Source organism: Cellvibrio sp. KY-GH-1 (genome assembly GCF_008806975.1).
Classification (GTDB): domain Bacteria; phylum Pseudomonadota; class Gammaproteobacteria; order Pseudomonadales; family Cellvibrionaceae; genus Cellvibrio.
In genome coordinates, this window is record NZ_CP031728.1 from 4,257,013 (window position 1) to 4,283,385 (window position 26,373).

General features: G+C 47.5%; 15 protein-coding genes. 8 read left to right on the forward strand and 7 right to left on the reverse strand.

The window, feature by feature from the left end:
* The first annotated feature begins 7 nt into the window (after window positions 1–7).
* Both D0C16_RS18005 and D0C16_RS18010 read left to right on the forward strand, forming a co-directional pair.
* Window positions 8–2,497 carry an ABC transporter permease gene (locus tag D0C16_RS18005; protein WP_151033639.1) on the forward strand — a complete coding sequence of 830 codons (2,490 nt, stop codon included), beginning with the start codon at window positions 8–10 and terminating at the stop codon, window positions 2,495–2,497.
* A gap of 15 nt (window positions 2,498–2,512) precedes the next feature.
* Window positions 2,513–5,011, forward strand: a complete 2,499-nt coding sequence (locus tag D0C16_RS18010) for an ABC transporter permease (RefSeq protein WP_151033640.1) — start codon at window positions 2,513–2,515, stop codon at window positions 5,009–5,011.
* A 98-nt stretch (window positions 5,012–5,109) separates the two neighbouring features.
* On the opposite strand, the gene D0C16_RS18015 is transcribed toward D0C16_RS18010, so the two are convergent.
* Both D0C16_RS18015 and D0C16_RS18020 read right to left on the reverse strand, forming a co-directional pair.
* Complete coding sequence (locus tag D0C16_RS18015; RefSeq protein WP_151033641.1) at window positions 5,110–6,231, reverse strand: pectinesterase family protein; 1,122 nt, start codon at window positions 6,229–6,231, stop codon at window positions 5,110–5,112.
* 135 nt (window positions 6,232–6,366) lie between these two features.
* Window positions 6,367–7,842, reverse strand: coding sequence for a mannitol dehydrogenase family protein (locus tag D0C16_RS18020; RefSeq protein WP_151033642.1), 1,476 nt, complete (start codon window positions 7,840–7,842; stop codon window positions 6,367–6,369).
* A gap of 248 nt (window positions 7,843–8,090) precedes the next feature.
* Here D0C16_RS18020 and D0C16_RS18025 point away from each other — a divergent pair, with 248 nt between their 5' ends.
* Window positions 8,091–9,032 carry a sugar kinase gene (locus tag D0C16_RS18025; RefSeq protein WP_151033643.1) on the forward strand — a complete coding sequence of 314 codons (942 nt, stop codon included), beginning with the start codon at window positions 8,091–8,093 and terminating at the stop codon, window positions 9,030–9,032.
* A gap of 188 nt (window positions 9,033–9,220) precedes the next feature.
* Here the strand turns inward: D0C16_RS18025 and D0C16_RS18030 are convergent, their stop codons facing one another.
* The 5 genes from D0C16_RS18030 to D0C16_RS18050 form a co-directional block, all read right to left on the reverse strand.
* Window positions 9,221–9,616 carry a VOC family protein gene (locus D0C16_RS18030; RefSeq protein ID WP_151033644.1) on the reverse strand — a complete coding sequence of 132 codons (396 nt, stop codon included), beginning with the start codon at window positions 9,614–9,616 and terminating at the stop codon, window positions 9,221–9,223.
* Between the two features lie 160 nt (window positions 9,617–9,776).
* Window positions 9,777–11,180: an NAD(P)(+) transhydrogenase (Re/Si-specific) subunit beta gene (locus tag D0C16_RS18035; protein ID WP_151033645.1), complete on the reverse strand. Its 1,404-nt coding sequence runs from the start codon at window positions 11,178–11,180 to the stop codon at window positions 9,777–9,779.
* Window positions 11,181–11,182: 2 nt separating this feature from the next.
* Window positions 11,183–11,482, reverse strand: a complete 300-nt coding sequence (locus D0C16_RS18040; RefSeq protein WP_151033646.1) for a proton-translocating transhydrogenase family protein — start codon at window positions 11,480–11,482, stop codon at window positions 11,183–11,185.
* Between the two features lie 12 nt (window positions 11,483–11,494).
* A complete protein-coding gene (locus D0C16_RS18045) occupies window positions 11,495–12,652 on the reverse strand; it encodes a Re/Si-specific NAD(P)(+) transhydrogenase subunit alpha (protein ID WP_151033647.1) in 1,158 nt (385 codons plus the stop codon).
* 271 nt (window positions 12,653–12,923) lie between these two features.
* Window positions 12,924–14,447, reverse strand: a complete 1,524-nt coding sequence (locus D0C16_RS18050) for a UxaA family hydrolase (RefSeq protein WP_151033648.1) — start codon at window positions 14,445–14,447, stop codon at window positions 12,924–12,926.
* Between the two features lie 871 nt (window positions 14,448–15,318).
* Here D0C16_RS18050 and D0C16_RS18055 point away from each other — a divergent pair.
* The 5 genes from D0C16_RS18055 to kduI all read left to right on the forward strand — a co-directional run bounded on the left by D0C16_RS18055 (window position 15,319) and on the right by kduI (window position 26,280).
* A complete protein-coding gene (locus D0C16_RS18055) occupies window positions 15,319–16,716 on the forward strand; it encodes a glycoside hydrolase family 28 protein (protein ID WP_151034995.1) in 1,398 nt (465 codons plus the stop codon).
* A 288-nt stretch (window positions 16,717–17,004) separates the two neighbouring features.
* Complete coding sequence (locus D0C16_RS18060) at window positions 17,005–19,818, forward strand: TonB-dependent receptor (protein WP_151033649.1); 2,814 nt, start codon at window positions 17,005–17,007, stop codon at window positions 19,816–19,818.
* Between the two features lie 90 nt (window positions 19,819–19,908).
* Window positions 19,909–22,650: a TonB-dependent receptor gene (locus D0C16_RS18065; protein ID WP_151033650.1), complete on the forward strand. Its 2,742-nt coding sequence runs from the start codon at window positions 19,909–19,911 to the stop codon at window positions 22,648–22,650.
* A gap of 139 nt (window positions 22,651–22,789) precedes the next feature.
* On the forward strand, window positions 22,790–25,309 hold the full coding sequence (locus D0C16_RS18070) for a glycoside hydrolase family 88 protein (RefSeq protein ID WP_225318746.1): 2,520 nt from the start codon (window positions 22,790–22,792) through the stop codon (window positions 25,307–25,309).
* A gap of 131 nt (window positions 25,310–25,440) precedes the next feature.
* Entirely contained in the window at window positions 25,441–26,280 is an 840-nt protein-coding gene (gene kduI / locus D0C16_RS18075) for a 5-dehydro-4-deoxy-D-glucuronate isomerase (RefSeq protein ID WP_151033652.1), read from the forward strand.
* Window positions 26,281–26,373 lie beyond the last annotated feature (93 nt).

Below are 26,373 nucleotides of genomic sequence, written 5' to 3' on the forward strand. Positions count from 1 at the left end.
AATTATTATGTTTGTTCACTATCTGCAGGTGGCTGTGCGCCATTTGCTAAAGCATCCGCTTAATAGCGTGATCAAAATTCTGGGGCTGGCCCTGGGGTTGGCCGGTGCCCTGCTGGTGATGATTGTCAATTACAGCGAGCTCACCTGGGATTCGTTTTGGCCGGAGGCGGAGCAGATCTATTTGGTGCGTGGCAAAACGGAAGCCAGTAATTTAAAAGGGTTCCAGGACAGTGTGAGTGAAGTGGATTGCTACAATTTTCGCACGGCGCTTGCGGGAAAGCTTTGGTTTAGCGAAATACGTCCGTTCTCGGCCGCCGTGAGTTGGACTGACGGGGCGGTGGAGCAAACTCAGAGTCAGCAGTTGCTTACTCTACAGGTTGCTGCGGATTTTATAGAAATATTCCAACCAAAAATAATAGCGGGTGATTTGGGTGCTTTTGTAAGCGACCCTAACACGGCATTTATTACGAAAAAGGCAGCCGAAAAACTATTCGGCAAGACAAATCCAGTCGGGATGCTGGTGACTATTCCACAGCGACCAACTTTTTCGCCCCAGCACGACAATGTGCCCACGAGTCCCGTTCAGGCGCGAATCATCGCGGTAGTAGACATGGACAATCCCCGTAGCCAAATACCTGGAGGTATTTATTATCCAAAGTTGGAATATCCCCTGCTGAGTCAGAATGAATACTTTGAGTCGTGGGAGGTCTACGCAAAACCTAAAGAAGAATTAGATAGAGAATCGATTGCTGCACTATTAAATCAAGTGGTAGCCAGCAATTTACCTGAAGTGCCTGAGGCTCGCCGATTGCGGGAGACCGTGTATCAATTAATGCCTATCACCGAACGACATTTGCACGATGGCGGTAGCGCAGGTAATCAGCAGCGGATATTAATTTTGGGTGTGCTGGGGTTGCTGATTCTAGTGGTTGCGCTAAGTAACTTTATCAATTTGGGGTTAGCGGGACACGTTGCGCGGCAAAAGGAAGTGGCTTTGCGTCGTGTTCACGGTGCGGCCAAAACGCAGCTTCTTTGGCAATATTGGGTGGATTCGCTAATTTACGTGAGCATTGCGTGCTTGTTGGCGCTCATGATGTGTGAATCACTGCTGCCAAAATTATCCGCTGACTTGCAACTACCCTTGGTTGACGGTGTTTTAGTTGATCCTCAATTAGCGGGTGCTGTAGTTATATTGATGTTGCTGGCATCTTGCGTTGTTGCGCTCTATCCGGCGATTTACTTTTCCAAACAAAATGCCGCAACAATATTGCGTGCGAATCGCTCTACCGAGAATCATATTTCAATTTTTGTACGTAAGACTCTGCTGAATATTCAGTTTGTAGCAGCGAGCGGCCTGATCATTGGTTTGGCGAGTATTTATTTGCAACTTAAATTTATTGATAACTACAAACCTGGCTACAAAACCAAAGATATTGTAATGCTGGTGGATCAGAGTGGATCTCAGATAACTCCGGGACAATTGGATGTGCTTGGAGACCGGCTCAAACAATTACCGGGTTATATAGCTGCCAGCAGCTCAGTCACCCCACTTCCTGGACAAAATGAACGGCCGGAGGAGGTGACGTCGCAGATCGATGATCAACAGATAACAGTGAATACCAATGCAGAGTGGTTCGCTTCACCGGATTACTTCGCCGCTATGGGCATACCGATTCTTGCGGGTAACCGTGAGACTCTGGCAGCAGGGTTTGAGTTAACTGCCGAAGGTGCGCGTCCGGCTACACAAGTGGTGCTGTGCCGCACAACTGCGCAACAATTGGGTTTTAAATCGCCGGAGGACGCATTGGGACAAAGGGTTCAAATTTTTAAATGGATCGGTGCGAATGATATGGATTCCCGCGTGAGAGCAGTGGTGGATGATGTACATTTGGGGAGTCATAAACTTGCGCCTAAACCATGTATGTTTCTGAGCTTGAGTGGTGTTGGTGGTAATTTAATTCACGCCGTTAATTTGGATCACCCCGCAACCGAAGCAGAGATCGCGCATATAAAAGCAATCTGGCAAGAGATAACTGGCGCGAAACCTCATCACTGGTTGCTTGCGGGTTCCTTGGCTGATCAGTATCGGCATGAACGAAATATTGAATGGTTTCTCATGTTATTTGCGTTAGTAGCTTTAGTCATCGGCATACTCGGTGTCTACGGCATGACCGCACTGAGTACCCAAAAGCGCGCGCGTGAAATCGCATTGCGCAAATTGCACGGCGCGAGTGCCTGGCAAATTCTTGGCCACATTAATCGCGATATGACCCGCATAGTGTTGGTCGCCAATCTTATTGCCTGGCCTGTTGCCGGCTATTTGGTCAATCGCTGGCTGGAAAACTTCTATCAGCATTTTTCTCTCGCTATCTGGTTGCCGCAGTTCTGCGCCTTGGCGCTGGCATTGGGTTTATTTAGCGTTTGGTTTACCGCCAGCCTCCATAGCGTTGCGCAGGGACGCATTCGTCCGGCAGACGTATTGCGCGATGCCAATTAATTACAGGGAATAACTATGTTCTATCACTATGCAGTGTTGGCGTTACGTCAATTGTGGAAACACAAAATTCAAAGCCTGGTAAAAATTCTGGGTTTAACACTCGGCCTTGCCGGAGCGCTGCTGGTAGTTGTGGTGAACTACAGCGAATCTACCTGGGATAACTTTTGGGATGAGGCGGACACAATTTATAAATTTGAGTTTTATGACAACGGCAAGGCAGCGTCCGGCTTCACGCCCAAAATTCTCGCCGGTGCGCTGCGCGAACAAGCGCCGGAGTTGGCAGCCGTAGGCAACTTGGAACGCTCCATAATATTGGTCCAATTTCCTGATCAACAATCCAAAAGCTTAAAAACCTTTTCTCAATCGGTAACGCGTATTGACGACGGTATTCTAGATATCTTCACGTTTACACCGCTTGAGGGAACAATAACTGGCTTTCGTAACAATCCAACCGCCGCGATACTCAGTGAAACTGCGGCGAAAAAATATTTTGGAACGCAAAGCGCGCTTGGGAAAACCTTTGCGATAGGGCGCAGCCAATTGGAAGGGCCAGCGCCCGACGCGTTGGAAGCGCGGGAAGAGCAGCGCTTGTATACCGTAGTGGCGGTGATTGCCGATGTAAACCGGCGCAGCAATGAAGTTTTCCAGGTGATGGTTCCTGCGTTGGAGGCGGTCACTGAGAGCGACAGGAATTGGCTGTCGCGCTCGGTAAGCACCTATATCAAATTGAACACGAGTAACTCCTTAGCGAATATTGAGCAGCGCTTGAATAATTATGTGAAAAAGCAGCTCGAAGCCTTAAAGCTCTCAAGCAATGCCGAGCCCAGCTTTAAAGCGATGCCCATTCGTAACGTTCATACCCAGGGTGCTGAAGTTAGCGGTGGAGCGCAGCAACTTTTACTCTTGTATGTGTTGGGTTTCCTGGTGTTGGTCATTACGCTGGTAAACCACATTAATCTCAGTATTTCAGGCTACTTGCAGCGCAGCAAAGAAGTTGGCTTGCGGCGGCTGGTCGGTGCAAGCATTGGGCAGCTCTTTGTGCAGATATGGTTAGAGTCCATTCTGTATTTGGTATTGGCCGGCTTGTTCGCGTTTATGGTGCTAGAGCCGCTCTTGCCAATTATTGCCAGCAGCTTGAGTATTCGTTTGGGCAACAATTTGCTGCTGGAACCATCGCTGATGCTGATTATTGCCGGCCTCTTCCTCTGTGCCAGTGTACTGGTAGCTATTTATCCGGTGTGGCGCGTCGCCGGTTTGTCGCTCGCCTTTTCTTTGCGTGCAAATCGTGCCCGTGAAAATCTGATCGATACGCGCGTGCGCAAAATGTTCTATCTGGTGCAATTAATCGCATCAAGTTTGTTATTAATTAGTGTGGTGGTGGTAAATGCTCAATTGGAAAAATTTAGCCGGTTTGATCCCGGCTATACCACCAAATCCATTTATTTTTTCCATGGACAGGAATTTCTCACTGCCAACAAAGGCCAATTTTTGCAACTCAAGGCGAGGCTGGAGCAGAACCCTGCAATTGAGTCTATGGCGCGCATGGGAATTGGATTATTGGGGGCCAATGCCGAGCCAGGTTGGGTATCAACCCTGGAGCAGGATCGCGCCCATGGGGTAGCTATAGCATTTCAGCATGTGCCGGATTTTAATGGCTTGCGAGTGTTCGATGTTCCCATTGTTGCCGGTGAGTTGCCACTGACAGGCGACAAATTTTTGCAAAGTAATCCCACGACACAACCAGCAATGTCGCCGGGTGCGCCGGAATTTAAAGAATTGGTAATCTGTGAAAATTTATTGCCTCTACTCGGTTTTCCCAATGCACAATCTGCGATAAACCAGACGATAAAATTTTATATGGGCGATTTCGGAATACCGACCAAAATTATTGCGGTAACCGGGAATTTTCATTTCGGTGAATTTTATTCTGCTCCGCAACCCTGTGCGTTTTGGCAGGTAACGTTCGGCAATGCCATGAGCTGGGGAATCCAGTATAAAAACGGCGAGTTCACCGAGGTAGATGCCTACTTGAAGCAAGTTTGGAAAGAGGTGATGGGCGGAACACCTTATGTGATACCGCTGAGCGGTATGGTTGAAGCCAGTGTCGGGCGTGAAAAAATTTTACGCTATTTTCTTCAAGTGATTGCCGGCATCGCTTTGGTGATTTCGCTACTGGGGGTATTCGGTTTAATACAGCTCACCTTGCAAAAGCGCCAGCTGGAAATCGCCTTGCGTAAATTGCATGGCGCTTCGGTTCGTCAAATTTTGGGTATGTTAAATAAAGAAATTGCCATTCTGGTACTAGTCGCTAATTTGCTTGCCTTGCCTGTTGGTTTCTATTTTGCCAATCAATGGCTGGAAAATTTTTACCAACCGATCGAACTTTTGTGGTGGATGCCCGTAGCACTTGCAATATCGATTGGGCTATCGCTGTTATTAACCCAGTCTACAGTCACACTGCAATCTATGTGGGTGGCGCGCAAGCGCCCGGCGAGCTCGCTGACGCAACACTAATTCCTATCAATTGGCCAACCCCCAGGCATTCACTCATCTGCCTGGCCAATGCAATAGGCTTGCCCCTGGTGACAGGGGCCTTTTAATTGGCAAGTGAATTAATCGATCCGCCAATCGCCAAAAATTTTCTCGCGCGTGTAATTGTCCACTTCAGATTTATGCAGTTGGCGGCGGTTGCTATTAATCGTCGCGCCCGGCCCCTTGCTGTTGAATTCAAAAAAACGGGCGTCTTGCGGTTGAAATTGAATTTTGTTGCCGTCTTTGGCGGTGCCGGCCATGGAGTGCCAACCGTCTTGAGTGATGTGCGCGTCCATCCAGGAATTTATAAATATTGCTTTGCCGATGGCATTGGGGTCGGCGTAGCGGCCATCGGCAAATTGGGTGGAGGGGTGCCAGGGTCGGCCAAGCGCGGTGGAGTTGTCCGGCACTGATTGATCACGCGTTAAAATACAATCGATAAAGGTTAAACCGTATTCGTTATTGATATTGGTGGAGGGGGCTACCAAATAGGCGTGGGGTGAACTGGGCTTGCCGCGTCCCAGAGTTTTAATCTCTGAATTCGTAAAAAGCGCGTTGCCCTTACCAAAAATAAAATCCACATTGCCGGCGATAAAGCTTTTATCAAACCAGCTGCGACCGGAGTTTACATAAAGCGTGTCTTGATAGCCCAGCAAGCGAATATCCCGCGCAAGAAAACGGTCGCTGCCATAATCCAGATGCAGCGCAACGGCTTGGCTATTGGGGATGAGTTTCGGGTCATCATGGGCCAGTGCATCATTGGCGAGAAAATTAAACGTATTTTCAACGGTGAGATGCCGTAACTGAATATTGGCCGCGCGAATAATCAGTGTGGCAGAGCCAGGTGTTCCCCAGATTTGGCCTTTGGTCGCACCAGCATCGGTAGATTGTTGCCCGGCATAGGCGTCGTAATAAATGCGCGTGGTATTTTTATCGGCGCCTATCAACTGAATGTTGGGTTTGGCGATTACCAGCTTTTCGTAGTAGTTGCCTGCAACGATAAAAATTCGATGAGGTTTATTATTATTAATTGTTGGGGCAGCATCCAAGGCGGCTTGAATGCTGATGAAGGTTTTTGTAGAGGGTTTTTCGGATGCATTAACTATTGCATCGTAGTGTGCATTCGGTTGAGTGGCGCAGCCAGACATAAGTATCAGTGAAGAAAAAATCGCAATAATAGAAACTATATGACGAACAATCATGCAGTCATCTCTCCAATGTAGGGGCGCAATAAATTGCGCCCTGATTTATTGTGTTTTGATTTATTTCGGGTTGATTTTTTTCAGCAGGAATTGATGCTTTATCAAAAAGGGCGCAATAAATTGCGCCCCTACGGATTATTGGAAAGATTCTTGTATAGAAGCCAACACACCCTTGCTATAAAAACGCTCCAGCCATTGCGTCGTAGTTTGAATAAAGCGCGGCTCATCGATTAAATCAGTACCGAATACTTTTTGGATGCTCGCTACCGCTTTTACCATGCCGGCAGGGTTGCCTTGGTTGGCATCGCAAGCGGCGCGCAGTTCTTTTGCGAGCGGGTCAGAGACTTCAATCGCTTGACCTTGTTCGTCAACACCGGAGACGTAGCGAATCCAGGCAGCAACACCCAGGCACAAAATATCAATGTTGCCATTGCCCTTTAATTGTTCGCGCAACGTTTCCAATAATCGTTGTGGTAACTTTTGCGAACCATCCATGGCGATTTGCCAGGTGCGATGTTTGAGTGCTTTGTTGGAAAATCTATCGCGCAGTTGTTGTTTGTAGGCTTCAATGTCGAAACCGGCGGGCGCTGCTACAGTTTCACCGGCTTCACGCGCCATATAGGTTGTTACCAGCTTAACGAACGCGGGCTGCTCCATAACTTCGCTGATATATTGGAAGCCGGAGAGATAACCGGTATAGGCCATGGTGGAGTGGGCACCATTTAATAAGCGCAATTTGATTTTTTCAAACACACGTACATCTTTCACTAACAGCACACCGACTTTTTCCCACTCGGGGCGACCATCGGCAAACTTATCTTCCACCACCCATTGGCTGAATGGTTCGCACACCACCATGCCTTCATCGCGTGCGCCGAGACGGTTTTCAATATCGCGACGGTCATCATCGGTAGTGGCGGGCACAATACGGTCGATCATGGTGCTGGGGAAAGTAGCGTTGGCTTTAATCCAGTCAGCCAAGGCTGGTGAAATTTTTTGCGCGAATTGCAGCACCACTTTTTCCAGTACTTCGCCGTTGTTCGGTAAATTGTCACAGCTGAGCGCGGTGAAGGCCTTTTGATTTTTATCAAAGCGTTGTTTTAAGGCGGCAACAATAAAACCAATAGCGGAAACTGGCGCTTCTAAATGTTGTAAATCGTGAATAATATCTGGATGAGCTTCGTTGAGGTTGCCAGTGGCTGGGTCGTGGCAATAACCTTTTTCGGTAACGGTTAATGAAACAATTTTAATCGTTGGTTGCGCGATGGTGGCTACCAGTGCAGCGGGATTTTCCGGTCCAACCAGTGTATCGGTAACGGCGCCAATAATTTGCAGTTTTTCGCCTTCACCGGAGCGCTCTACCAAGGTATACAAACAATCTTGCGGTACCAGTTGATCGCGCACGCTGGCGGAGCGCAGGCTGCTGCCAATAATTCCCCAGTCGCCGCCAAACTGATTGAGCACCGCCTCGGTGTAAAACGCTTGATGCGCGCGATGAAACGCGCCTATGCCCAAGTGCACAATGCCAGCGACCAATTTCTCGCGTTCATATGTCGGGAGCGCTACATCTTTAGGTAATTGTGACAACAAGTTTTTGTTTAAACGGTTCATTATAGAAATCCAGCAAAGTTAATAGCTAATGTCGAAAGAATGAAAAAATAAATCCATAAATAAATTTCCCGATTTCATTATCAGGAATTAAAAAATTAATTTGTAAAAACCTACAGCAACTCAATTTAAATCGCACAAAATTCTAGGGTTGCCATTTAACAAGTGTTATAGTTAACGGGTTAACAATTGCTATTTTTTAGCACAACCCATAACAATATTTTTAACCAGCATTTCTGTGGATACATAACATGGCACACATAGCAGCAATTGGCGAAGTCATGGTGGAGCTTTCCCCTTTTCCAACCGCCGACAGTAATGGCCGCGAAACTATGGCCCTCTCATTCGCTGGCGATACCTACAACACTTCCGTTTATATGGCGCGCCTGGGTTTAAAAACCGATTATGTTACCCAGCTGGGTGATGACCCTTACAGTGCGCAAATTATGCAGCGTATCGCCGATGAAAGTATTGGCACTGGCATGATTAAACAAATTCCCGGCCGCTCGCCCGGGCTGTACATTATTCGCAACCGCCCGGACGGTGAGCGCGAATTTTTTTACTGGCGTAAAGAAGCCCCGGCGCGCGAATTATTTCAAACCCAGGAAGCGGCCGATCAACTCTGCCAAAAACTGGTTCACTGCAATTGCGTTTACCTAAGCGGTATTACCCTGGCAATTATCGGTGAAAAATCGCGTGAGTTTTTGTACAACGCCCTGCACAAGTTGCGTCAGCAGGACGTGATAGTCGCCTTCGACAGCAACTATCGCCCGCGCTTGTGGCGCGACAAAAGCGAAGCACAACAGGCTATGCTCGCGATCATGGAATACACCGATATTGCGTTACTTACACTCGACGACGAGCAACTGCTCTGGGGTGACGACACTATCGAGGGCTGCAAAAAGCGCTACTCGGCCTACAGCCTGAGTGAGCTGGTGTTAAAGCGCGGCGCCGATGATGCTGTGATTATTACCCCGGATGCCGAAATTCGCGTGCCTGTGCCACCGGTGCAAGGTGTAATTGATACTACCGGTGCGGGCGATACCTTTAATGCAGGATATCTCGCGGGCCGCCTGATGAAAAAATCCATTGAGGATTCCGCCAAGCAGGGCATTCGCTGCGCCGGTATTATCATTCGCCACCGTGGTGCGATTATTGATAAAGCTGTTTTTGATAAAGAACTGGGCGCATAGGCCACTCAATATAATTTCAAACTCAAAAAGATCATTTGGCACATTGTGAGTTTGGGGTCGGAAGAGTCTATTTCAAAATCATCGAGCCATGGATGGCGAAATGAAGCTACATGGATGTATTTATGCGGTTTTGAAATAGACTCTTCCGATCACAAACGTATTCTTGGTACTTGTTTTTAGTTAGAAACTCACTGCTGAAACTTCAGCATTTTATTGCCGCGTTTACACAATTGGATTGCCAGCCCCCAGGGGTCGCGCATCATCACCAAATGTGAACCATCTTTAATGTGTACTTCTTCCGCAAAGCTTGCGCCCGCCGCTTCCAGTTCGGCGCGTTTTTGTTCCGGGTTCTCGCACACAAACGCCAAATGCAACATCAGCGGATTCATATTCTTGTAATCGGGAACCTCGTCCGGTGGATTGTTATAAATTTCAATCATCACATCGCCGGAATCATCTGCCAGAAAATGGGTATTCGCCCCACCCTCTTGTTTGCGCACTACACGCAGCCCCATGTTGGTAACGTACCAGGCAGCCATGGCAATGGGGTCGGCAACGTTTACTGCAAAATGCTCTATTTTCATAAAAGTAATTCTGATTACCGGGTTAATTCGTTGGAGCTAAAAAAAGGAGTGCCCTCACTGAGCGGCACTCGCTAAATGCTTTTTAAAAAAGCAGCTCCATAAAAACAACTTCATCAACGTTTCTTGCAAAACAATAGTGAGCAGGCAACAACCGGTGTTGCTACGCGATATTCTTAACGATGGATTCCACCATTTTTTTCGCATCGCCAAATAACATCATAGTGTTATCGCGATGGAATAATTCGTTTTCCACACCTGAATAGCCTGAGGCCATGGAGCGCTTAACAAACAATACCGTGCGCGCTTTTTCCACTTCCAGAATCGGCATGCCGAAAATGGGGCTTTGCGGATTGGTTTTTGCCGCTGGATTGGTGACATCGTTAGCGCCAATCACAAAGGCTACATCAGCAGTTTGGAATTCATTGTTAATGTCTTCCAATTCAAACACTTCGTCGTAGGGTACATTGGCTTCAGCGAGTAGAACGTTCATATGGCCGGGCATACGGCCCGCCACCGGGTGAATGGCGTAGCTCACTTTTACACCCGCGTGTTTTAATTCATCGGCCATTTCACGCAAGGCGTGTTGCGCTTGTGCCACTGCCATACCGTAACCGGGAACAATAATCACCGAACCGGCATTTTTCATAATAAAGGCGGCATCTTCCGCGCTGCCTTGTTTTACCGGTTTGTCTTCGCCACCGCTCGCCGTGGCTGCAGTCGCATCGGCACCAAAGCCACCGAGAATCACATTAAAAAATGAACGATTCATGCCTTTGCACATGATATAGGAAAGAATGGCGCCGGACGAGCCGACTAGTGCACCAGTGACTATTAACGCGTTGTTATGAAGTGTAAAACCTATACCGGCGGCGGCCCAACCTGAGTAGGAATTGAGCATGGAAACCACCACTGGCATATCGGCGCCGCCGATGGGAATAATCAGCAGCACACCAATCACAAATGCCAGTGCGGTCATGATCCAGAAAATCCAGGGCGATTGATCGATGCAGAAATACACGATCAAACCGATAATCAATAAACCAATTAACGCATTTAAAAAATGCTGGCCAGCAAACACAATGGGCCTGCCAGAAACCAGGCCCTGCAATTTGGTAAATGCAATCACTGAACCGGAAAAAGTAATTGCGCCAATCACTACGCCCAAACCCATTTCAATGCGGCTGGCGATAAATATTTCACCGGCGGCATTGGCGATACCAAATGCCAGTGGATTACTAAATGCGGCACCGGCTACTAATACTGCCGCCATACCCACCAGACTGTGAAAAGCCGCGACTAATTGTGGCATGGCGGTCATGGCAATCTTGCGCGCGATAAAAATTCCAATCACCGCGCCTATCGCCAGTGCAGTGAGAATCCAACCGTAGGAAGTGATTTCAGGACTGAGGATGGTGGTGATAATCGCGATGGCCATGCCGATCATACCGAGCATATTGCCGCGGCGTGAAGACTCGGGGGATGAGAGGCCGCGCAGCGCCAGAATAAATAGTACTGCGGCAACCAGATAAGCGAACGCGGTTAAATTGACGTGGAAGCTGGTCATAATTATTTGCCTCCCGCTTTATCTTTCTTTTTGTACATGGCGAGCATGCGTTGGGTCACGGTAAAACCACCAAAAATATTAATCGCCGCTAGCACCATTGCAACGAAGCCCAATATCTTGGATAAACTCATTTCTTCCGGGCCAACGGCTATTAATGCGCCCACAATAATTACGCTGGAGATGGCATTGGTTACCGCCATGAGCGGCGTGTGTAGTGCTGGCGTTACACTCCAGACCACGTAATAGCCCACAAAAATGGCGAGCACAAAAATGGATAATTGCGATACGAAACTGGTTTCCATAATGAATGCCCCTTAAGCCGCCGTTGCAGGTTTAAAGTTGGGATGAACAATATCACCATCGCGCGTGAGCACAGTTGCAGCAATAATTTCATCGTGCCAATTCACCGCCAGCTGTTTATCGGCATTCACCATGGGAGTAATAAAATTCAAACAGTTTTTTGCGTAGAGTGCACTGGCATCAGCAGATAAACGGCTGGGAATATTTAACAGGCCAATAATACTTACGCCGTTCACTTCCACAATTTCACCGGGTTTGGTGAGTGTGCAGTTGCCGCCTTGCTCTGCGGCGAGATCCACAATCACCGAGCCTGGGCGCATGGAATGCACCATTTCATCGTTGATCAATGTTGGCGCTTTGCGGCCGGGAATTAACGCGGTGCAAATTGCAATGTCTTGTTTCTTCAATGTTTCGGCAACTAATTCTGCCTGGCGACGTTTGTAGTCATCGCTCATTTCTTTGGCGTAGCCGCCAGCGGTTTCGGCATTTTTAACTTCTTCACTGTCCACCATCACAAATTTTCCGCCGAGGCTTTCCACTTGCTCTTTGGAAGCCGCGCGCACATCGGTGGCAGAAACAATTGCTCCCAAGCGGCGTGCGGTAGCAATGGCTTGCAAACCGGCGACACCCGCACCGAGTATCATCACCCGCGCGGGCGCAATGGTGCCAGCGGCCGTCATCATCATCGGCATAGCGCGATCGTAAACATTAATCGCTTCTAATACGGCGCGATAACCCGCAAGGTTGGATTGCGAGCTCAATACATCCATGGATTGCGCGCGCGTAATACGCGGTACAAATTCCAGTGTCATGGCGGTAACACCCGCCTGCGCGTATTGGATAATCGCAGCGGGATCAGCGTAGGGCGAGAGCATGGCAATTAACAAGGCGCCGCGTTTGATCAATGCGAGTTCATTAATATCGCCTTCACCGGCTAAGAGTGGGCGCTGCACTTTTAATACAATGTCTGCATCGCGTAATAAATTTGCCGTATCACTTTCGATACTGGCGCCGGCTGCTTGGTAGTCGCTATCGGGAATGCGACTGGCTTCACCTGCCCCCTGTTCGATGGCGACGCTAAAGCCCAGCGCGATAAGTTTTTTTACGGTATCGGGTGTGGCGGCAACACGGCGTTCGTGTGCCCGTCTCTCTTTGGTGATGGCTATTTTCATTATGTCGTTCTCTCTGCGGCAAATTTGGGCAATAGGGGATCACATCAATAGTTGTATTAATGTGACCGATGGAACTGCCGTAATTTGCTTTCTAGTTGATCCAGCTATTGCTGGTTATTGTTGTGTAAAAATTTTTATAAATTGCGAGTAAAGGAAAAAATGTATTCTTTGCACGGCCTCGCTCCCCCTTTGAAAAAGGGGGCTGGGGGGATTAAAGCCCTACAATCCAATCCCCCCTAACCCCCCTTTTTCAAAGGGGGGAATTGGAGAGTTAAACAACCGCCCCGATTTTCCAGGGAATAAATTCATTATCCCCATAGCCGAGCAATTCGCTTTTGGTTTTTTTGCCGGAGGCCACCGCCAGAATTTCTTCAAATATTTCCTGGCCGTTTTGTTCCAGTGTTACTTCGCCGTCCAGCACCTTGCCGCAATTCAAATCCATGTCCTCATTCATATGGGCAAAGATTTTACTGTTGGTAGCAAGTTTGATACTCGGTGCTGGCTTGCAACCAAAGGCAGAGCCGCGGCCAGTGGTGAAACATAAAATTTGTGCGCCCGACGCAACTTGCCCGGTGGCGGATACCGGGTCATAACCTGGGCTATCCATAAACACAAAACCTTTGGTGGTGATGTCTTCGCCGTAAAGAAATACATCGGTCAAATTGGTGGAGCCGCTCTTGGCTTGCGCACCGAGCGACTTTTCAATAATGGTAGTTAACCCGCCCGCTTTATTGCCCGGTGAAGGATTGTTATTCAATTCAAAATCATTGCGTGCGGTGTAGTCTTCCCACCAACTGATGCGATCCAATAATTTTTGTGCAATGGCAGGGCTTTCTGCGCGACGTGTCAGCAAATGTTCCGCACCAAAAATTTCCGGCGTCTCGGATAAAATCACCGTGCCGCCATGGCGAACCAGAATATCGCCCGCAATTCCGAGTGCCGGGTTGGCCGTGACACCGGAGAGTGCATCAGAACCGCCACACTGCAAACCAATAATCAATTCACTCGCGGGTACTGTTTCGCGTTGGCATTCATTCACCAGCGGTAACATCGCGCGCAGGGTTTCAATGCCTTTTTCAATCGCGAGGCGAGTGCCGCCCACATCCTGAATGGTGTAGGCCGTAAATGTTTTGGAATCGGCGAGGCCGCACTCTTGCATCACGCGTTGGATCTGCATGGTTTCACAGCCCAGGCCCACCATCATTACGCCGCCGAAATTGGGGTGGCGCGCGTAGCCGTTAAAAGTGCGACGCAGGGTCTCGTAGCCCTCACCGTCGGAACGCATGCCGCAACCGGAATCGTGAGTCATGGCCACTACGCCATCAATGTGCGGATATTTTTCCAGCTCGCCGGAAAAGGTGAAGTGTTGGGCGATGGCTTTGGCCACGGTCGCGGAGCAATTAACCGTGGTGATAATGCCCACATAGTTGCGCGTGCCCACTTTGCCATTCAGGCGTTTGTAGCCTTGGAATGTTGCGCGTTTTTCAGCGGGGAGAAAGGCAGTGGGTTTGGTTTCTTCGCAAAAGCCGTAATCTTTCTCGAGTTGACCCATGATGCAATTGTGCACATGCACATGCTCACCGGCGGGAATGTCCTGGCTGGCAAAACCAATGGTCTGGCCGTATTTTAAAATCGCTTCACCCTGGGCAATGGGGCGGATCGCAAACTTGTGCAAGGCGGGAATGTCGCGTTGGAGGGTGACATCTTTTTCTGCATACAGAACCCCGGCTGGCAGGGCCACTTTACAAATACCCACGTTATCTCTGTCATGCAAAACAATAATACTGCTGCTCACGCGTCTCTCTCTTTCGATGCTGTCGAAGTAATGAATCGAAGTGCTGGATCGAGGTAATAGAACCGAACAGGATTGATGCCTTGGTGATCTTTTCAAGTGTAGCTGGCTTATCGAACCGCTACTGCCATTCCACGTTGGCCCGCCCGAGATTGGCGTGTTTATCCACCTTTATAAATCGACCCTAAAAAAAAGGCGCCTTGCGGCGCCTCAAAATCGGCAATGGTATTCGGTCAATACCGGGATCAAATCTACGCTCGAAATTTACGTCTCGCAACCGCCCCAAATGGCCAAAAAATAGCAATGTAACCGATTTCATTGGCAGTGAAACCAAACTTGAGCCTGTTACACAAAAAGGGGTTCAATCAAACATTATGATCATCCTAATAAAGTGAATATTTTGGGATGTTTTAATTTTAAGAAAAGTTAAATATTTTTTAAATTTTTTCTATCTCATAAGTTGTGTATACGTTTACATTTTAATTATTAAATAAAAGAAAACGGTTACATGACAAATATGGCGCAAAAATCACTAAATTGGCACTGGAAAGGGAAATTTTTTGTGCTATCAGCTTGCAAATATCAAACATGACATACAGAATGATTTTCGTTCGATAGGAGGATAAACATCTTCTTTGATGAAAACCGGGTTGAGCCGCTTGCCAGTCAGCGAAACGTATCTGCTATTTTTTAGTGTTTATGTAGATGGCGTTGCAAAAACGGGCGTAACGCCTGATCACCCCGGGCAATAACGACAAAAGCAATCAGCCGACCAGAGCGACACACGAGAGAACACGCAGTGACTAAGATGTACCTGGAACACGCGGGCCATCGTGCCTTTATTCATCGTCGTGCCTTTATCCAACAAGGTGCGATGGCGGCTGTTGGTTGTACAGCACTCGGTGTTTTGGGTGGTTGCGCGCACAGTCCCAAGCTGTCTGGTGCGGGTGCTGATGTTTGGGCTCAAGCAGAGCAGATTCGCCAGCTGGTCCAACCTCCGGTCTTCCCGGCACGCACCTTTGATATTCGCGATTACGGGGCGAAAGCCCAAGCGGGTTTTGATAATAGCAGCGCAATCGCTACAGCAATTCTCGCCTGCCATAACGCCGGCGGCGGTAAAGTGCTGGTGACGGGCGGTAGATACCTGAGCGGCCCCATTCATCTGCGCTCCAACGTAAATTTACATGTTGATGAAGGTGCGACTATCGCCTTCATTACTGATCCCAAAGCCTACCTGCCGGCGGTATTCACCCGTTGGGAGGGAATGGAGATCATGGGCTATTCGCCCCTTATTTACGCCTATCAGCAATCCAATATCGCGGTAACCGGCAAGGGTACGCTGGATGGCCAAGGCAATCGCACTACCTGGTGGCCCTGGAAAGGCGGCAACTTCAGCAGCGTTAACTGGAGTATTCCCGGAGTACCCACACAGGAAGCAGCGCGCAACAAACTTATGCAGGACATGGAAAACAATGTGCCTGTAGCAGAACGTATTTACGCCGATGGCGCGTACTTGCGCCCACCCTTTGTGCAACCCTATTCCTGCAAAAATGTATTGATTGAAGGTGTCACCATCACCAATGCGCCCTTCTGGTTATTGAATCCGGTGTTGTGTGAAAACGTGACGATTGATGGCGTTAAGTTGGTGAGCCTGGGGCCCAACTCGGATGGCTGCGATCCCGAATCCTGCAAAAACGTCATTATCAAAAATTGTTTATTTGACACTGGTGATGATTGCATCGCCATTAAATCCGGCCGCAATGCGGATGGCCGTCGCATTAATATCCCGTCTGAAAATATTGTGATCAGCCATTGTGAAATGCGTAACGGCCACGGTGGTGTAGTGATTGGCAGCGAAATTTCCGGCGGTGTGCGCAATGTATTTGTCGAACATTGCACCATGAGCAGCCCGGAGCTGGAACGCGGCATTCGCATTAAAACCAATTCCGTGCGCGGTGGTGTGATCGAAAATTTTTATATTCGCGATATCACCATCGGTGAAGTGCAGACGGCGATCGTGATTGATTTCCATTATGAAGAAGGCGATGCCGGAAAATTTACCCCGACAGTGCGCAATATTTCGATAAGCGAACTCAAGTGCGGCAGCGCACAACAGGTATTCCAGGTGCGCGGATACAAGCGTTCGCCTATTCAAAGCCTCCAACTTGCCAACTGCGATTTTAAAACCGTAAAAAATATTGGTGTGTTGGAAGAACTGGATAAATTTGTCGCCAAAAACGTAAAAATCCAGGGCGTTGAATTTAAAGTTTGATGCGTGTTGTGCCAACTGCATCAAATCGTTTTGTTATTTGTTTTTAATACAGCAAATTGAAATATAAAAATTTTTGATTAGTGCTAATCCCTGTATAAAAAGGAAATGCACACAAAATTCGTCTAGGCTCAATGCATTTGCAACAAACTGATTACAAATAACCGCGAGCTTTGTGCCACCAGAGTTTGCTCGTTTGTGAAACTGTACTGCGTGCTGTCATCCACCCGGCAACACAGAGTGCAGCTCTTTAGCTCAATGATTTAATCACAATAAAGATGGGGAATAGCTATGAGAAAGTTTGCCTTTAACCCGCTCGTACTCGCGATGGCTGCAGCGGCATTGCCAATGAGCGTTTACGCGCAAGACAACCAAAGCGGCGACAACACTGTCGAGGAAGTACTGGTAACCGGTAGCTTCCGCGACAGTTTGGCGAATGCAATGAATATCAAGAAAAACCAAAACGGTTTTGTGGATGCAATTGTTGCGTCTGATATCGCGGAATTTCCAGATAACAACCTCGCTGAATCATTGCAGCGTATTTCAGGTGTGGCGATTCAACGCTCTGGTGGTGAAGGTCGCGGTATTACGGTTCGCGGTCTTGGCCCGGCATTTACTACCGTGCGGTTGAACGGTATGGAAACCATGTCTACTACTGGTGGTACTGACTCAGGCGTTGGTAACAACCGTGGCCGCGGGTTTGACTTCAATACCTTCTCTTCAGATTTGTTCAGCTCGTTGACCGTACACAAAACTAACTCTGCTGAAATTCAAGAAGGTTCTTTAGGCGCAACTGTTGATCTGAAAGCTGCGCAGCCATTCGATTATGATGGCTTCGTATTTACCGCGTCCGGCCAATTGGGCTACAACGATCTTTCTGAAGAAACTGATCCGGGCGCTGCGTTCTTAATTAGCAACACATTTGCTGACGGAAAATTCGGTGCGCTCTTGTCTGTCGCTGTTTCTGAACGCAGTGTAAAAGACGAGGGTTACAGTACTGTTCGCTGGAGCAATCAAGTAACCAACCGTTTTAAAACTGTGAAAGGTCAAACTGTTGGTTCAGGGGGCACAGCGGGATATACCGAAGCACCTGCTAATCCCAATGACTTTGACATTGTTAACGGCTGGTGTAAGGACGTAGACAATAAACCGTCTACCGCGTGCGTTCTGCAGGACGCTAACCGTCCATTTGCTCCGCGTATTCCTCGATATGATTCATACACGCATGAAATGGAACGCACGGGTGCTAGTTTGTCATTCCAGTTCCGTCCAACCGATTCAACGGAAATCAGTTTTGACAATTTGTTCGCAAAATTCGACGCAACTCGTCAGGAAGTTTTCATGCAGGGTTCGCTCAACCCTGGCACCAACCTGACAACTGGTAGTGTGTTGGATTATGCGATTGAAGATAACACCATGAAATACGCAAGTTTGACGGGTGTACGTTTGATTTCTGAAAATCGTTTCGATGAAATGAGCACAGACTTCTCGCAAAACACGTTAAAGTTAAAGCAAGAGTTTACTGATTCATTCCGTATGGATGCAATGTACGGTCAAACCAAATCAGATTTTGCTAACCCAATTCAAAATACGCTGATGATGCAGGCTGAGAATCAAGCGTTCACTTACGATTATCGTAACTACAGCTCGCCAGTGTTAACCTTTGGTGCTGGTGCATATGATGCGGCTTCCTGGAAGGCCGGTGCTGTACGTCAGCGTCCACAGTCAACCGTCAACGAAAGTGAGGCACTGTCTGTTGCGTTTGAATACGACGTTAATGATAACCTCAAGTTGAAATTTGGCGCAGACAATAAAGATTTTGATTTTTCAACCAACCAATTTGTCTTGGGTGCTGGTGAAGGCGCAAATGGCGTTGTGTTAGCGTCCAATCCTGATTTTATTCAGGAATATGATTCAGGTCTTGGTGATGGTCGCGCATGGTTAATTCCGAATCGTAGTTTAATTATGGACAGTTACAATCTGTTTGAGGCTGCGATGGTGCCTAACTATGGCAGCACTTATGAAGTTGGCGAAGAAACTCTGGGTGCCTACGTCCAGTTAGATTACAACTTCGAAGTAGGTTCAGTTCCAGTTCGCGGAAATATTGGTGTTCGTGATTTTGAAACAGATCAAACTTCAAGTGGATGGATTAATGGCAACCTGGCAAGTCGTGAATACCTCACCTACGAGCACACTTATTCAGACACTTTGCCGTCGTTCAATCTGACAGTAGAGCCGCTAAGTGATTTCTTCATCAAAGCAGCTTACTCAGAAGGCATTTCAAGAGCAGCGCCAGGCTCAATCGTACCAACTACCACTATTGCTGCTACCGGTACCACTCGCACCATTACCACGGGTAACCCTGAGCTTGAGCCAACTAAAGCTAAAAGTTACGACCTGGGTGCGGAATGGTATTTCTCTGAAGAAGGTTTGCTGTCTATTACTTTGTTCAAGAAAGAGATCGCCAGTTTTGTTACTAGCGCAAGAAGCAGTGTGATCTATACCGATACTGGCCTGCCTGTTCAGGCAGCAATCAATGCTTGTGCTGCGGCAGGGCAACCTACTACAACGTGTAACGAAAATGTTGATTGGGCCGTTACTGTACCAACCAATACTCCTGGTGGTGATTTGGAAGGTTATGAAATTAGCTATCAACAACCGTTTACTTTCTTGCCGGGTGTATTTAGTAACTTCGGTACAATCCTTTCTTACACCAGCGTTGAATCGGATATCGATTATTTAGACGTGAATGGTAACTACATAAAAACCAGACCTCTGACGGGGCTTTCTGACGAAACGTCTGCAGCAACTTTGTACTATGAGAACGACACCTTTAGCGGTCGTGTTTCTGTAGTTGAGCGCAGTGGGTATATCACCTCAGCCGTAGGCACAGAAGGCAGCCCGGAAAATGGCACTAATGGAACCGTAAACGTTGATGCGTCATTCGGTTACAACATCAATGACAACATCAAAATTACCTTGGAAGCATTGAATTTAACTGATGAAGTGGATGACCAATGGGTTGGTTCAGAAGACAATCAACGTTTGTCCTATTACCACAACACCGGTATTCAATATAACCTCGGTGTGCAATACAAATATTAATCCACGTAAGCCCGGGGATGCCTGAATATCAGGCATCCTTTTTTTTCACCTAAATAAAAATAAACAACACAGCTCAGCTCGAGGACAGAAATGAATAACTATAAATTCCACCCCCTGGCACTGGCCATTGCGATTGCTGCAATGCCGGTTTATGCACAAGACAACCAAAGCGGTGACAACACTGTTGAAGAAGTGGTTGTTACTGGTAGCTTTCGTGACAGCCTTAAAAACGCGCTGAATTTGAAGCGCAATAGTTCCGCCTCTATCGATAGTATTGTTGCGGAAGATATTGGCGATTTTCCGGACAATAACCTTGCCGATGCAATGGCGAGAGTTCCTGGTGTAAACATCACCCGTGTTGGCGGTGAGGGAGCGCAAATTAACGTTCGCGGTTTGTCTGCTGATTTTAGCCGCGTTCGTGTTAATGGAATGGAAACAATTGCTGCCGGCTACAACAACAAAGGTCGCGCGTTTGATTTCAATATTTTTGCATCAGAACTATTTAGTCGTATCGACGTAAGAAAAACACAAACCGCTGAAATTGAAGAAGGTTCTTTGGGAGCAACAGTTGATCTTTTCACTGCGCGCCCGTTGGATTCTAGTGAGAGCACCTATGCAGTAAATTACTCGCAAGGATTTAATGATCGCTCTGAAAATAGTGATCCGCGAATTAGTGGTTTAGCAAGTATTGTGAATGATGACGGAACCTTGGGTGCCGCATTTTCTGTGGCCTATTCACAAAGAAGTTTGATTCAAGAAGGTCACAATTCAGGTCGCTGGGAACGTTTAGGAGACCCTGCAACTGGCAACAATCGCTGGAAAAATGCAGCATCATTACCTGCTGCAGTTAATTATGCGAATATTCCTCGGTTCCCTCGCCAGCTTGATCGTAGTATTGATCTGGATCGTTTGGGGGTAACAGGTACTTTTCAGTGGCGCCCGGCTGACGAAACTTTATTTACGTTTGATGCAATGCATGCGGATCTTGGTTATCAGCAAACTGATCTTACCCTGACCCCAATTTCTTTAGCTCGTACTGGCACAACAGGTCGCCGTGAAACGACTGTGACTGACTACTATATCGATGCAGCCACCAATTCAATGCAATATGCAACTTTGAGTGGAGTTGATGTACGTTCGGAAAATGCGTTTGTTGATGCCGATACGTCGTTTGATCAATTCTCACTATCTGGCGAACATTCATTTTCAGACAGCGTTAGATTAAAAGCGTTAGTAGGCTCGTCCGAATCCAAAACGGAGTTGAAGGAAGAATCGACTGCAATTCTTGAAAAATTCAACGCTGACTTCGCCTATGACTATCGTGGGAAAGCTTGGAATCCGTCACTTACATATAACTTTGACCTAAAAGATCCTGCAAGTTGGAAAATTTCTGAGTTGCGAGATCGTCCGGGAGATACCACAAATATTTACCATGTTGGGCAACTTGATCTTGCTTGGGACTTGAATGATGTTTTCACCGCTAAAATTGGTGCGTCGGTGAAAAAATTTGAATTTGAAAACAATAAATCTGCACGTGACAAGGCGATTATTAACCAAACTGCAATTCCTCAGGGTAACTCGGTGAGTGTACCTTCGGGTTGCGGATTAACGCTGGCGAACTTGTCTGTGGATAGCAGCCTCGGCTCCTTGTATACACCGAGTAATGGTGCCAATACGTTCTTCCTCCCTGATATGAAAAAAGTTGCCGATAAGGTTGGCTTTTTTAGTAACACAACTTGTTTCCCTCTCACTGCAACTGCAGGTGAAGACCGCGCCGTGGACGAGCTGGACTCTGGCCAATATGTACAGCTCGATTTTAAAACTGAAGTTTTCAATATGGAGTTTACCGGCGATCTTGGTGTGCGCTATGTGAAGACAGAGCAGGATGCAAGAGGATTGGTCAGTGGGGCAGACGTGATTGTCTCGCGCGAATACACCGACTCACTCCCCGCTTTGAACTTAGCGCTTCAACCAGTCGATGACGTTATGTTAAGGGCATCCTGGGCTAAGGTGATGACTAGACCAGGGTTAGGAAGTTTAACCCCGGGCGGTAGTGTAGATAGATTTAACCGTGCCTACACGGCGGGCAATCCAAACCTGGATCCTTTCCGCGCTGACGCCTTGGATGTTTCTGTGGAATGGTACTTCGCCGATGAGTCGCTAGTATCGTTGGCCTGGTTTGAGAAAGATATCGAATCATTCCCTGCGAATATTTCAGTCAATGTGCCTTGGACATCGCTCGGCTTGCCAGACAGCCTTTTGAGTGGTGGGCCTGCAACCTCGTCTGACATATTTAACTTCAAGTCAACAGGTAATGGAGAAGGTGGAAAGCTTGATGGCTGGGAGTTGCAATATCAGCAGCCTTTCACTTTTGGTCCTGCATGGTTACAAAACTTTGGTATCAAAGCTAACGTGACAGTTATTGAATCTAAGGTTAATCGCGGAACGGCTGAAGCGCCTGTGTGGCGTCGTCTCGATGGCCAATCTGATGACAGCTATAACGGGACGCTTTGGTATGAAAATGAATCCGGCTTCTCTGGACGTATTTCATATACGTTTAGAAGTGATTATCAAACCAACGCAACTACCGTGCTGAAGGATGCAAATCCGGTGTTGAATAGCGCGTTGCCGGTAGGTAGTGATAATAGTGATGATGCTGGAGTGGTTGATGCGTCGTTCAGCTATCAACTTAACGATAATCTGAAATTGACATTTGATGCATTGAACTTGACTGATGAGCCAGAGACTCTGCTGATTAGTGATTACGGTTTAGTAGATACTACACTTAAATCGGGTCGTCAGTATTACGTAGGTGCACAATACTCATTCTAATGATGATTGGTACATTTTAAGCAAGACCCAGGGATGCCAGTTTGCTGGCATCCCTGTTTGATTATATTAGAAAGCGATTTTGCTGGTTTTTACACACAGCTAATTATTAGGTAACAGTAACTGAGAGAAGGTGAAGCGCGTGAGTTTATTGTTGAAAAGCAAAACGCCCATCAAGGCTATTTATGGCGGTATTTTTCTGGCAGCGATTACAGGTTGCTCACCGGAAAAAACCAGTGAACAACAAACCACAGCTACAACACCTGTTGCGCAACCTGCACCGGTCAATTATCAAATTGCCACCGCAGAAATTACCAATGCGAATAATTTCGCGATCCAACAAGAACCCATTTATTTTCCGTTTTACGATTTGGGCGTGAGTCCGACCGATGACGCGGTAAAACATTTAAGCGTTTCTGCGAACGGCAGTGTGCAACCTAGCCAAACAGTAGATACCGATGGCGATGGCACACTCGACAGTTTATTACTGGTCAGCGACTTTGCCGCGGCGGAAATAAAATCATTTGTGGTCTCCAGTGACCCCGCTATTCAAAAGCCAGCGTTAAAAAAACAAACCCAGGCGGAAATCTCCATTAAAGAAGGTGGCGAATGGAAAGGTAAGGAATATGTCGGCGGTACTTTCAAAAATGTAGACAAGGTAACGCCACCCGCGCAATACACCGATCACTCATTCTGGATTCGCTATGAAGGCCCGGGAATTGAATCCGACAAGGTCGCCTATCGTGTTTATCTCGATTGGCGCAACGGCTTCGATATTTTTGGCAAGAAAACTCACGATGTGGTGTTACAAAATGTCGGGCAAGACGGTTATGACTCTTATCACCTGAATTCCGATTGGGGGGTGGATGTTTTAAAAGTGGGTAAATCACTCGGCATGGGTGGTTACGGCTTTTGGAATGGCAAGAGTGTGGATCTGGTGTCCCTGGTAGATACTCGCGATGCCATCATTACCAACAACGGCGATTTGTATTCCGGATTCAAAATTAATTACAACGGCTGGCAAATTAACAATCAAAAACTGGATATGTCCGCGCATCTCACCATGAATGCTGGCGGCCGGTTGGTGAATGTAAAATTGCAAGCCAGCCAGCAATTGCCCAATTTGGCAATTGGTTTGGTAAAACACCCGAACACTACTTTTATTGAAGGTCCGCAAGATATTAGCGGTTATGCCTGGACCTATGTAGCCAGTTGGGGCAAGCAGAGTCTGAGTGGCGAGAATGATCATTTGGGAATGGCGGTTATTTTCCGCCGCGATGATCGCTCACAACAAACAACCGATGAAACGTCTTATGTGTCAGTGATGAAAGACAAGGGCGGCGAATTGGAATATTACTTCCTCGCGGCCTGGGAACATGAGCTGGATGGCATTAAAACTGAAGCGGATTTTAAAGCGTATCTGGATCAGGAAATTCAACGCTTAACCAAAACGCCGCGCGTACGTTTTGAATCGGCGATTAGTGCCGATGCGAAAAAAAATCCAATTGACGCAAATGCTGCATTGAATTGGGCCAAGCAATTGGCTGATTCAGAATTGGAACGCAAAACCCTGAATTATCATTACCAGGGTTGGGATGAATATCGCAAACGTCCCGGCAAATTTGAATACGATGTGGTGGGCATGCAAATCGCTGCGCTGCAGGACATAGATGCAATCAGCCCTAACCCCGTGTACCGCAAAGCATTGGAAACGGTGACGGGCAGTTACATTCGCGATGACGGCCATATTGAAACTTTTGAGCCGGATTTATTCAGTATCGATTTAACCAAGCCGGGCGAAATGGTGATTCTGCTGGAGCAACGCACCAAGCAGGAAAAATATCGCAAAGCAGCGGATTTTTTGCGCGAAAATTTGAAGCGTCACCCGCGTACCAGTCAGGGCGCGTTCTGGCACAGAGCCACCTACCCCAATCAATTGTGGTTGGATGGTGTGTACATGGGCATGCCATTTTTAGCGCGCTACGCCGCCGCTTATGAATCGGGCGAGCAGCAGCACAAAAGTTTTAAAGAAGCGGTGCACGAATTTACCATCGCACGCGAACACCTGCGCGATGCAAAAACCGGTTTGTACTACCATGCGTGGGATGAATCCAAAAAAGCGGATTGGGCCGATAAAGAAACTGGCCGAGCATCGCAATTTTGGTCGCGCGGTATGGGATGGTATGCCATGGCGTTGGTCGATGTGCTGGATTTTATTCCTGAATCTGAAACCGAATTGCGCAAAGAGTTAACCGATATTGTTGCTGAACTCGCGCCCGATATTTTGCGCTATCAGGATGAAACTACCGGGACCTGGTGGCAAATTACTGATAAGCCGGGTGAGCTGGGCAATTATCGCGAATCCTCCGCCAGCGCTATGTTTACCTACTTTTTGGCGAAGTCCATTAACAAAGGTTATTTGCCAGATTCTTACCGCGCAGCGGCAATAAAAAGTTATCAGGGCATTATCAATGAATTTATGACCGTCCATAAGGACGGCAAGGTCAGTATGAATGACCAATGCTTGGTAGCGGGCCTGGGCTTTGGTCGCGACGGTAGTTACGACTACTACATGACTGAACGTATTTTTTCCAACGACCCGAAAGGTAATACGCCGTTTATTGGCGCCAGCCTGGAAATGTATAAGTTACTCAAACAATAACAATTCCCTGCATAGTCAGGTTTAATTTTCGCCTGACTATGCCTTGCGATACGCTAAGGCTATCGCTTTAAAAATCCGTGTTAGAAAACTGCTGCCAGTTATAAGCTGGCTGATTATCAAAAGGTTTTATTATGAAAGTTCTAGAAGAGCGTTTTGCCGTCCACGTTGATGACTACAAAAATTACGATACCGAAAAATTGCGCAAGCATTTTCTGGTAGAAAATATTTTTGCCGCCGACGATATTTTATTTACCTATACCCACTATGAGCGGTTAATGGTGGGCGGTGCATTTCCGGCAAGCAAGCCAGTGACATTGGAAACCTATGATCAGCTGAAATCAGAATTCTTTTTGCAGCGCCGCGAGCTGGGTGCAATCAATATTGGTGGTGTGGGCAAGGTATCGGTAGATGGTGAAATCTACGAGATCAATACCAAAGAAGCGCTCTACATTGGTCGCGGGGCCAAAGAAGTCATTTTCTCCAGTGTGGATGCGAGCAATCCGGCAAAATTCTATTTGAACTCTACGCCGGCGCATTGCACTTATCCCACCAAAAAACTGAACAAAGAAAACAGCAAAGTGCTGCACATGGGCGCAGGAGATACCTGTAACGAGCGCGATATTTATCAATTGATGATCAGCACTGTGTTGGACACCTGCCAACTGCAAATGGGGATGACCGAATTAAAACCCGGCAGCATTTGGAACACCATGCCGATGCATACCCACAGCCGCCGTATGGAAGCCTATTTCTATTTCAATATTCCGCAAGATCACGCTGTCTGTCATTTCATGGGGCCAGCAGAAGAAACTCGTCACTTGTGGATTGGCAATGAGCAAGCGGTAGTGTCACCGCCCTGGTCCATGCATTCCGGTGTCGGCACAGCTAACTATACATTCATTTGGGGAATGGCCGGTGAGAACCATGACTACACCGATATGGATCACCACAAACCCAGCGAACTCAAGTAATTTGGATGATGATTCGTAGCCCGTATGGAGCTTAACGAAATACGGGTTTTTGATGTAGTTGTTTATCCGAACGAAGAATTTTAAAAAAACTCC